The sequence below is a fragment of the Mycobacteriales bacterium genome (assembly GCA_030697205.1).
Lineage (GTDB): Bacteria > Actinomycetota > Actinomycetes > Mycobacteriales > SCTD01 > JAUYQP01.
On record JAUYQP010000059.1, the window covers coordinates 114,813 to 124,047 of the forward strand.

Here is a 9,235-nt window from a genome sequence, read left to right on the forward strand (position 1 = left end):
GAACGATGATCAGACCCGGAGGTGGCGACGGAGGGTGAAGAACGACGACAGCCCGGCGAGCAGCACGCCCACCGCCAGCAGGATCGGGACGGTGGACAGCACGGCGTCCCAGCCGATGAAGGCGGTGAACTGCAGGTCGGGCTTGAGGTAGCGGTCGACGAGCACGCCCTTGAGCAGGAACAGACCCCCGGCGGCGAGCCCGGCACCGAGCAGGCCGGCGAGCACCCCCTCGAGCAGGAACGGCAGCTGGATGTAGAGGTTGCTCGCTCCGACCAGCCGCATGATGCCGGTCTCGCGCCTTCGGCTGAACGCCGCGACCCGGATGGTGTTGCTGATGAGCAGCACCGCGGCGACCACCTGGACCAGGGCGATCACCCACGCGGTCTTCTGGAGCCGGTCGAGCAGCCGGAAGAAGGGCTCGAGCAGTGCCTTCTGGTCCTGCACGGTCTCGACCCCGGGCCGGTCGCGGAAGGCGCTCGCGACGACCTCGAACTGCTCGGCGTCCTTGAGCGAGACCCGGTAGGACTCCGGCAGGGCATCGGCGGTCGTGACGGCCAGCAGGTCCTCGGAGTCCTTGAACTGCTCGCGGAAGCGCTCGTAGGCGGCCTCCTGGGACTCGTAGAAGACCTCCTTGACGAGCGGGACGGCCTCGAGCTCGGCACCGAGGGCCTTGCGCTGCTCGTCGGTGATCGCGTTGCCGCCGCACTTGGGGGTGCGGCTGTTCTCCCCGCACAGGTAGATCGAGACCTGGACCTTGTCGTACCAGAAGTCCTTCATCAGGCTGACCTGCTTGCTGATGAGCAGACCGGAGCCGAGCAGGGCGAGCGTCGTCGCGACCGTGATGACGACCGCGACGGTCATCGTGAGGTTGCGGCGCAGGCCGATGGCGATCTCGCTGAGGACGAACTGGAAGCGCACGGGGGTCCTTCGCTCTCCGGGGGTCTGACGGTTCTCTCGGCGCCTAGTCGCTTCTAGGCTCCATAGCCGTAGACGCCCCTGCTCTGGTCGCGGACGACGTGGCCGCCGGACAGCTCGACGACGCGACGGCGCATCGAGTCGACGATCTGCGCGTCGTGGGTGGCCATGACGACCGTGGTGCCGGTGCGGTTGATGCGGTCGAGCAGCTTCATGATGCCCACGCTGGTCGCGGGGTCGAGGTTGCCGGTCGGCTCGTCGGCGATGAGGATCATCGGCCGGTTGACGAAGGCCCGCGCCACCGCCACGCGCTGCTGCTCACCACCGGAGAGCTCGTCGGGCATCCGCAGCGCCTTGCCGTCGAGCCCGACGAGGTCGAGCACCTCCGGCACGACCTTCTGGATCGTCTGCTGCGGCTTGCCGATCACCTCGAGGGCGAAGGCGACGTTCTGGAAGACCGTCTTGTTGGGCAGCAGCCGGAAGTCCTGGAAGACGCAGCCGATCGAGCGGCGCAGGGCCGGCACCTTCCAGTGGCTGAGCTTGCCGAGGTCCTTGCCCGCGATGTGGATCCGGCCCGACGTCGGCGTCTCCTCCTTGAGGATCAGCCGCAGGAACGTCGACTTGCCCGAGCCGCTGGAGCCCACGAGGAAGACGAACTCGCCCTTCTCGATGTCCACGTCTACGCCGTCCAAGGCGGGACGGGTACTGGTGGGGTAGGTCTTGGAGACCTTCTCGAGGCGGATCACGGTGACCCACTCTAGGCCGGGGCTGCAGGAAGCGGCGGGATGACCGATGATGGTGGTGTGTCCTTCGAGAACGCGGTCTGCGCGTCCTGCGGCGGGCGGGTCGGTGACGCCCGCTGCGCGACCTGCCGCGCTGCCCTCGAGCAACTGCGCGAGGCCGCCGTCCTGCCGGCGGGCCCGGTGCTGCTCGCGGCCCTGCTCCTGCTCGTGACGCTGGTCCTGCTGCAGCTGACCTGAGCTACTGCTCGGCCGGCTCCTGCGAGGTCCGGCGCCACCGGATCGTGGCCTCGACGAACTCGTCGATCTCGCCGTCGAGCACCGCCTGGGTCTGCGAGGTCTCCACGCCGGTCCGCAGGTCCTTGACCATCTGGTAGGGGTGCAGCACGTAGTTCCGGATCTGCGAGCCCATGGCGTTGGCCGTCTTGTCGCCGCGGATCGAGTCCATCTCGTCGCGCTCCTGCTGCCGCTTCACCTCGAGCAGCTTGGTCGCGAGCACGACCATCGCGGCGGCGCGGTTCTGGATCTGGGAGCGCTCGTTCTGGCAGGACACGACGATGCCGGTCGGCAAGTGGGTGATGCGCACCGCGGAGTCGGTCGTGTTGACACCCTGACCGCCGGGACCGCTGGACCGGAAGACGTCGACGCGGATCTCCTTCTCGTCGACCTCGACCGCGTCCGCGGTGTCCACGACGGGCGTGACGTCGACGGCCGCGAAGGTCGTCTGGCGGCGGCCCTGGTTGTCGAACGGGCTGATGCGCACCAGCCGGTGCACGCCGTGCTCACCCGCGAGCGTGCCGTAGGCGTAGGGGGCCTTGACCTGGAACACGACCGACTTGAGCCCGGCCTCCTCGGCCTCCTGCCACTCGAACACGTCGAGGGGGTAGCCGTGGCGCTCGGCCCAGCGGTAGTACATCCGCCACAGCATCATCACCCAGTCCTGGGCCTCGGTGCCGCCCTGACCGGGGCTGAGCTGCACGAGGGCGTGTCGCTCGTCGTAGTCCCCGGACAGCAGGGTGCGGACCTCGAAGGAGCCGATCTCGCGCTGCAGGGCCGCGGTGTCCCGCTCGGCCTCCGCCACGACGTCCTGGTCGGCCTCCTCGGCGGCCATCTCGAAGAGCACCGCGAGGTCCTCCAGGCGACGGCGGTACGACGAGAGGCGCTCGAGGTCGCTCTGGATCTCCGACATGCGGCCGGTCACCCGCTGCGCCTTCTCCTGGTCGTCCCACAGGCCCGGCTCCCCGGCCTGCGCCTCCAGGTCACCGAGCTCGATGCGCAGCCGCGGCACGTCGAGCACCTTCTCGATGCTCGTGAGGGTCGCGTCGAGGGCGGGCAGGTCGGCGGCAGGCACGGTTCGCGAGCCTAGTCGCGCAGTCAGGCCGGACCGAACCCGCGACGCCCCCACGGGATCAGGAGTACGCCGCAGCACTCCCGCTGCGCTGACCGCTGTTGTTGGGGGACGCGTGCGTCGTACTGCTCTGCTCGTGGTCGCGCTGTCACTCCTGACGCTGCTACCCGGCTCCTCCGGCGCTGCACCGTCGCTGTCGGCCGCCCGGGTCGCAGCCGCCGACGACCAGCACTCCGACTGCAGCATGTTCGTGCCCGCGCAGCAGTCGCTGGGCCAGCTGCCGACGACGCGGACCTCGCCGTCGGTGCGGCTCGACGTGCTCGTCGTCACCGAGAAGCGGCTGCTGCCCACGGTCCGCGAGAGCGTCGCTCTGGCGGCCCGCTCCTACGCCGACCTCGGCATCGTGCTCGCCCCTCGCTACCAGCTGGTGCGGGCCGTGCCCGACCTCGACGCCGACTCCCAGGCCTACGTCGACTGGCTGACGTCGCTCTTCCGCGACCGGCGGCCGCGGGGCGCCGACGTCGTCTACCTCGCGACCGACCGCTACATCGGTGCGGCCGGTCAGGCCGACTGCATCGGCGGCATCGCCCAGGACGACCACGCCTTCGCGGTCGGGATGACCACGCTCGGTGGCCTCGTCGGCGTCAACATCGAGGGCCTCGGCATCCCCGCGATCGAGCCGCCCGTCAAGGACGGCGGGGCGCTGCTGATCGTCCACGAGATCGGCCACCTGCTCGGCGCCCACCACCACTACGGCGGGGCCTGCGCGCACGGTCGCTCCGTCGACGACCCGACCCGCCCCTGCGACGTGATGCTCACGGTCCTGACCCAGCAGACCGGACTGCGCTTCGGCCCGGTCAACGCCGCCGTCGTCCGCGACCACGCCGAGCGCTACGCCCGCTGACCTGTCCCCGCCCCAACCCGTCCGGTCACGATGTGGCGATCACGCACGCGCGCGCCACCGTCGTTGATCGCCACATCGCGCTGCGCTCCGCCCACCCGCCCACCCGCCCGCCCCCGCCCCCGCCCCCCCCCGCGCACGCGCACGCGCCCTCGCACGATGTGGCGATCACGCGCGCGCCACCGTCGCTGATCGCCACATCCCGCTGGCGGGAGCCCGCGGTCAGCTGGCCGGTCAGCGCTGGACGGGTGAGGTGACGGTCGTGCGGGCGCGGACGGTCACTGTGCGCCCCGTCAGCGGGCCGAGGAAGGGCAGCCGCACCCGCCGGGTGGCGGTGACGGTTGCCCGCGACCCGGTCGTGACGGCGGTGAGGTCGAGGCCGGGCTGGCCGTCGTCGGCGTCGCGCTGGTAGCGCTCGACCGCGGCCCGGACCCCTGCCCGGTCGAGCGGGATCGCCGAGCCCACGCCCTCGCGCAGGACTGCGGCCTCGTCGAGCTCCTGCGCCGCAGCCGCGGCGGCACCGTCGGCGGCGGACGCCAACGCGCGCTTGGCAAGGATGACCGCGCTGGTGTCGACGACGACCGCGACCATCGTCAGCAGCACCCCGAAGAGCCCGAGCACCAGCACGGTGATCGACCCGTCGTCGCCCGACGGCCTCACGGCGCGGCCTGCACCCGGTCGACGACCTGCACGTGGGTCGCCGTCACCGGGATCGTCGGCTCGCGGGTGCCGAAGAACAGCGCGCCCAGGAAGCGCAGCTCGACGTGGTGGGTGACCGTGACCTCGACGCGGGTGCCGGGCTCGAGGCAGCGGGCGCGCGGCTTCGGCGCGCACGACACCACGGGTGGACGCGCGCCGGAGATGCCCTGGTCGGCCAGCGCCAGTTCCGAGGCCGCACGGGCCCGGGCTGTGGCGACGGCTGTGGTGTCCGCGCGGACGAAGGCGCGGCCGGCCTGGCGCGCCGCCTCGGTCACCCCGAAGGCCGCGGACTGCACCTGGAAGACGGTGAGCAGCAGGTAGACGATCGGCACCATCACGAGGATCGCGAGGTAGGTGAACTCCACCAGCGCGTTGCCCTCGTCGCCGGAAGGACGCCTCACCGGGACTCCTCCAACGCGTGACCGGAGACCGTCACGGTCACCGGCGAGACGGGCAGCAGCTGCACCGGTAACGGCCCGCGGACCGTGACCTCGACGACCGCCGCTCCGGACCGGCGCACCACCCGGGCCTCGACCTCCATGTCCGCGGCGGCCCGCTCCGACAGGGCGTCGGCGATGAGGGCACGGGTGCGGCGTACGCCGTCCTGCTCCGTCGCGTCGGCGCCCGCCGCGACCCGGGCGCCCTCCTGCGCGGCGGCGACGAGGACGTTGCGGGTGTGCAGCGCGAGGCCGAGCTGCAGCACCCCGAGGAAGAGCCCGAGGACGAGGACGACGACCAGCGTGAAATCCACGACGGCCGAGCCTCGATCGTCCCGCACTAGTTGCCGCCGGGGTCCTGCACGCTGTTGAGGGCGCGGTCGAGGATGTCCTTGAGCTGGTCGTCGGCGACCGCCCACACGACGGTGACCAGTCCCGCGGTCATGATCGTGATGAGCACCCAGCCGGGCACGTCGCCGCGATCGCGCTGCTCCCGCAGCTCGAGCCAGCGGGTCTGGGCGCGTGTGACGAGACCGAGCACGGGTCCTCCTGTGATCATCCGGCCACCAGACGGAGGCCGTAGAAGCCGGGGTAGAGCGCGAACACGACGGTGACGGGCAGGACCAGGAAGACGACCGGGACCATCATCGCGATCTCGCGACGGCCGGCGGACTCGAGCAGCTGGCGCTTTCCGGCCTCGCGGACGTCGACCGCCTGGGCGCGCAGGACGTCGGCGAGCGGGGTGCCGCGCTCGACCGCGACCGCGACGCCGTCGACGAAGCGGGCCAGCGGGGCCAGGGTCGTGCGGGCCGCGAGCCCCTCGAGGGCCTGGACCAGCGAGGCGCCCGCCCGCGCCTCGGACAGTGCGCGGGACAGCTCCTTGGACAGCTCGCCCGACGTCACGCGGGTGACGCGCTCCAGCGCCCCGACCGGGCCCTCGCCGGCGGTGACCGCGAGGGCGAGCAGCTCCGCGACGGTGGGGAACTCCTGCAGCATCCGCTCCTCGCGCCGCGCGACCTCGCGGCTGAGCCAGCGGTCGCGGGCCAGCGCCGCACCCACGGTCGCCGACGCCGCGATGACGAGCGCCGCCAGCGGGCCGGGCGCGTCACCGGAGATGGTCAGGAGCAGCACGAGGGCGAGCGCGGCCCCGAGACCGCAGGCGCCCCACAGGACCTGCTCGGCGCGGAACTGCTCGAGGGTGCGCTCACCGCCGGTTTGGTCGAGGCGCCGACGCGCGCTGGTGGTGCCGCCGAGCGCCCGCTCGACCGCGCCGACGAGGTCGCGCAGGACTGGTCGCAGCAGCCGCTCGAGGGTCGGGAAGGGCGTGAGCACGTCGTCGCGCACGAGCAGCCGACTGGGTCGCGGCGCGTCGCGCAGGTAGGGCGCGAGCCGGTCGTCGAGGCTCGGCCGGCGCGTCAGCGGCGTGCCCGTCGCGACGAGCCACGCGCCCCCACCGGCGACGACACCGAGGCCCGCACCGAGCAGCGCGCTCACCGCAGCACCCGCCGCTCGACAGGGAGCCGCGCGATGCGGACCATCACGCGGTACGCCGCGAAGGACACCCCCGCGCCGGCCGCCAGGACGACGGCACCGGCCGGTTCGGCGTAGGCCTCGACGGCACTGGGCCTGGTGGAGAGCAGCAGCAGCACGAACCACGGCGCGCACAGCGCGAGCCGCGCGGCGTTGACGGTCCAGCCCTGTCGGGCCTCGAGCTCGGCGCGGGTGCGGGCGTCCTCGCGCAGGAACGTCGACAGGGTGCGGAGCAGCCGGCCGAGGTCGGTGCCGCCGACCTGGCGGGCCATCCGCAGGGCCTCGACGACGCGGTCGCCGACCGGGTCGGCCAGCGACGCCTTGAGCCGGTCGAGGCAGTCCTCGAAGCGGCCGGTCGCGCGGTAGTCCTCGCCGAAGCGGACGAACGGCGGCCGGAGCGCCTCGGGCCCGCGCACCCCCAGCTGCGCCAGCGCCTCGGGGAGGCTGAGCCCCGCCCGCACCCCGCTGGCCAGGTTGTCGACGGCCTCGGGCCACAGCTCGCGCAGCTCGACGCTGCGGGCCGCGCGGCGGCGCCGGACGAGGGTCAGCGGCACCGCTCCGGCGAAGCCCGCGAAGGCCAGCGCGATCGCCGGCACCTGGGAGGTCCCGAGGACGAGCACTCCGGCGACGACGGCGCAGCCGACGCTGACGGCGACGAGCTGCGCGGGGCTGACCCCCTCGATGCCGGCCTGCAGCAGCAGCTCGCGGGTGCGGACGTCGAGGCCTGCCTCCCTCGCCGCCCGGTGAGGCGTCCGGGAGCCCGACCGCCACAGGAGCAGCAGGCCGGTGCCGAGCATCAGGCCGAGCAGGGCGCCGGTCACCAGTCGTGCCTCAGCAGCGCGCGCAGGTCGGCGCCGATCCACTCGAACCGCTCCTGGTGGGGCGGGTAGCCGTCGGCCCGGACCAGCCGCTGGTCGCGCGTGACGAACAGGTCCGCGACCTCGACGACGTCGCCTTCAACCCGACCCGGGACCGCCACGATCTCGCGCACCCGGCGGTGACCGCTGCCGTCCTTGGCGATGTGGACCACCAGGTCGACGCACGATGCGACCGTCGGCACAACGAAGGCGTGGCCCACATTTTCCCCTGCCAGCAGCGGCAGCGTGCACATCTTCACGATGGCCTCGCGGGCGCTGTTGGCGTGGATCGAGCACATCCCCGGCAAGCCGCTGTTGAGGCTGATGAGCAGGTCGAGGCACTCGGCCTGTCGGACCTCGCCGACGATGATGCGGTCGGGGCGCATCCGCAGCGCCTCCTTGACCAGCCGCCGCAGCTCGATCTCACCGGTGCCCTCGAGGTTGGCCTGCCGGGTCTGCATCGCCACGACGTCGGGCAACCCGATGCGCAGCTCAAAGACCTCCTCGCAGGTGATGACGCGCTCCCGGCCGGGGATCGCGCTCGCGAGGCAGTTGAGCAAGGTCGTCTTCCCAGCCTGGGTGCCGCCGGCGACGATGACATTGAGGCCCGCGGCGACAGCGGCCTCGAGGAACCGAGCGGCCTGAGTGGTCAGCGTGCCGAGGTCGACGAGCTCGTCGAGGTGGTCGGCCGACAGGACGAACTTGCGGATGTTGACCGACATGTGGCGGCGGGTGATGTCGGGGATCACGACGTGCAACCGCGAGCCGTCCGGGAGCATGGCATCGACGAACGGAGTGCTCAGATCGACCCGGCGGCCGGTGGTCTTGAGCATCCGCTCGACGAGGTCGCGGACCTGCTGCTCGGTGAGGATCGTGTTGGTGAGCTCGGATCGGCCGCGGCGGGCCACGAAGACGCGGCCGGGCTCGTTGATCCAAATTTCTTCAACCCCAGGATCGTCGAGGTGGGCCTGCAGCGGGCCGAAACCGGCGACGTTATCGAGGACCTGCCGCACCGCGGTGGCGCGATCGGCCAGCGGGGGCAGTGACGAGGTGAGGCTGCGCTCGTCGTAGTCGGCGACGACGTCGTCGACGAGCCGCCGCACGGCGTGCCGGTCGTGCATCGGGTCGAGCCCACGGCGGCGGACGAGCTCGCGCACTTCGGCCTCGACGGTCTCGACCGCACTCACTGCCGCAGACCCCCCGTCCGCTCCGTCCCGGATGCAGACGGTATCGGCGTACGCGCCGTTGCGAAAGGGAGGTCACCCCGCCTGTGGACAACCGGGCAGTACGGCGGTGCCGCGGTCCGCTCGCGCCCCCAGTCCGTCTGGCACCTTGTGGCTAGGGCTGTGGAGAGTGGAGACGCTGGTTCTCGTCCTGACCGTCGTGGGAACTGCTGCAGGGCTGGTTGACCCCGTGTCAACCGACCCTGCAGCGGTACCTCGCGGCCAGCCTGAGCAGTCCGCATGACCGGCCTCTGACGCGTCCAGGGGGGCCCGCGCCAGGCGACCCGTGGCAAGCGGTTGCCTGGCCCGGCTGCTTGGTCGAACTACGTATTCGAGCAAAACGCCCACCTAGCCTCGATCTTTCGTAATCTTGGTTGGTCGGGGGCATTGACCGCGGCGTCGCGATGACAGGTGTCTGGGCGTGGGTGTTCGCCGCGTCTGTCGCTGTCAAGTACCGGGTTTGATGGAGGCTTCCAACTCACGCTGAGCGGTTGCTCCGGTGAGGGTGTTGCTTCTGTGGCTGGTCTCGTACTCGACGGGTGGGATGAGCCCAATCTCCCCGTGGAGCCTGCGGAAGTTGAACCA

The 9,235-nt window shown here is 71.9% G+C and carries 12 protein-coding genes; 2 read left to right on the forward strand and 10 right to left on the reverse strand.

Annotation, left to right across the window (positions count from 1 at the left end):
- Positions 1 to 9: 9 nt before the first annotated feature.
- Positions 10 to 918: a permease-like cell division protein FtsX gene (gene ftsX / locus Q8R60_20020; GenBank protein ID MDP3714758.1), complete on the reverse strand. Its 909-nt coding sequence runs from the start codon at positions 916 to 918 to the stop codon at positions 10 to 12.
- A 53-nt stretch (positions 919 to 971) separates the two neighbouring features.
- Complete coding sequence (ftsE, locus tag Q8R60_20025) at positions 972 to 1,661, reverse strand: cell division ATP-binding protein FtsE (protein ID MDP3714759.1); 690 nt, start codon at positions 1,659 to 1,661, stop codon at positions 972 to 974.
- A gap of 39 nt (positions 1,662 to 1,700) precedes the next feature.
- Here ftsE and Q8R60_20030 point away from each other — a divergent pair, with 39 nt between their 5' ends.
- A complete protein-coding gene (locus tag Q8R60_20030) occupies positions 1,701 to 1,895 on the forward strand; it encodes a hypothetical protein (GenBank protein ID MDP3714760.1) in 195 nt (64 codons plus the stop codon).
- 1 nt (position 1,896) lies between these two features.
- Here Q8R60_20030 and prfB read toward each other — a convergent pair whose 3' ends face one another.
- Positions 1,897 to 3,006, reverse strand: a complete 1,110-nt coding sequence (gene prfB / locus Q8R60_20035) for a peptide chain release factor 2 (GenBank protein ID MDP3714761.1) — start codon at positions 3,004 to 3,006, stop codon at positions 1,897 to 1,899.
- A 112-nt stretch (positions 3,007 to 3,118) separates the two neighbouring features.
- Here prfB and Q8R60_20040 point away from each other — a divergent pair, with 112 nt between their 5' ends.
- Positions 3,119 to 3,907, forward strand: a complete 789-nt coding sequence (locus Q8R60_20040; protein ID MDP3714762.1) for a zinc-dependent metalloprotease family protein — start codon at positions 3,119 to 3,121, stop codon at positions 3,905 to 3,907.
- Between the two features lie 231 nt (positions 3,908 to 4,138).
- On the opposite strand, the gene Q8R60_20045 is transcribed toward Q8R60_20040, so the two are convergent.
- Genes Q8R60_20045 through Q8R60_20075 form a run of 7 tightly spaced genes read right to left on the reverse strand, consistent with a single transcriptional unit; the run spans position 4,139 to position 8,614 of the window.
- Complete coding sequence (locus Q8R60_20045; GenBank protein MDP3714763.1) at positions 4,139 to 4,564, reverse strand: pilus assembly protein TadG-related protein; 426 nt, start codon at positions 4,562 to 4,564, stop codon at positions 4,139 to 4,141.
- Positions 4,561 to 5,004 carry a hypothetical protein gene (locus Q8R60_20050; protein ID MDP3714764.1) on the reverse strand — a complete coding sequence of 148 codons (444 nt, stop codon included), beginning with the start codon at positions 5,002 to 5,004 and terminating at the stop codon, positions 4,561 to 4,563. Before Q8R60_20050 ends, Q8R60_20045 begins: the two co-directional genes overlap by 4 nt.
- Complete coding sequence (locus tag Q8R60_20055) at positions 5,001 to 5,354, reverse strand: TadE/TadG family type IV pilus assembly protein (protein MDP3714765.1); 354 nt, start codon at positions 5,352 to 5,354, stop codon at positions 5,001 to 5,003. Before Q8R60_20055 ends, Q8R60_20050 begins: the two co-directional genes overlap by 4 nt.
- 26 nt (positions 5,355 to 5,380) lie before the next feature.
- Positions 5,381 to 5,581, reverse strand: a complete 201-nt coding sequence (locus tag Q8R60_20060) for a hypothetical protein (protein ID MDP3714766.1) — start codon at positions 5,579 to 5,581, stop codon at positions 5,381 to 5,383.
- 14 nt (positions 5,582 to 5,595) lie between these two features.
- Positions 5,596 to 6,534, reverse strand: coding sequence for a type II secretion system F family protein (locus Q8R60_20065; GenBank protein MDP3714767.1), 939 nt, complete (start codon positions 6,532 to 6,534; stop codon positions 5,596 to 5,598).
- Positions 6,531 to 7,391: a type II secretion system F family protein gene (locus Q8R60_20070; GenBank protein MDP3714768.1), complete on the reverse strand. Its 861-nt coding sequence runs from the start codon at positions 7,389 to 7,391 to the stop codon at positions 6,531 to 6,533. Before Q8R60_20070 ends, Q8R60_20065 begins: the two co-directional genes overlap by 4 nt.
- Positions 7,388 to 8,614, reverse strand: a complete 1,227-nt coding sequence (locus Q8R60_20075) for an ATPase, T2SS/T4P/T4SS family (protein MDP3714769.1) — start codon at positions 8,612 to 8,614, stop codon at positions 7,388 to 7,390. The genes Q8R60_20070 and Q8R60_20075 overlap by 4 nt, the downstream gene beginning before the upstream one ends.
- Positions 8,615 to 9,235 lie beyond the last annotated feature (621 nt).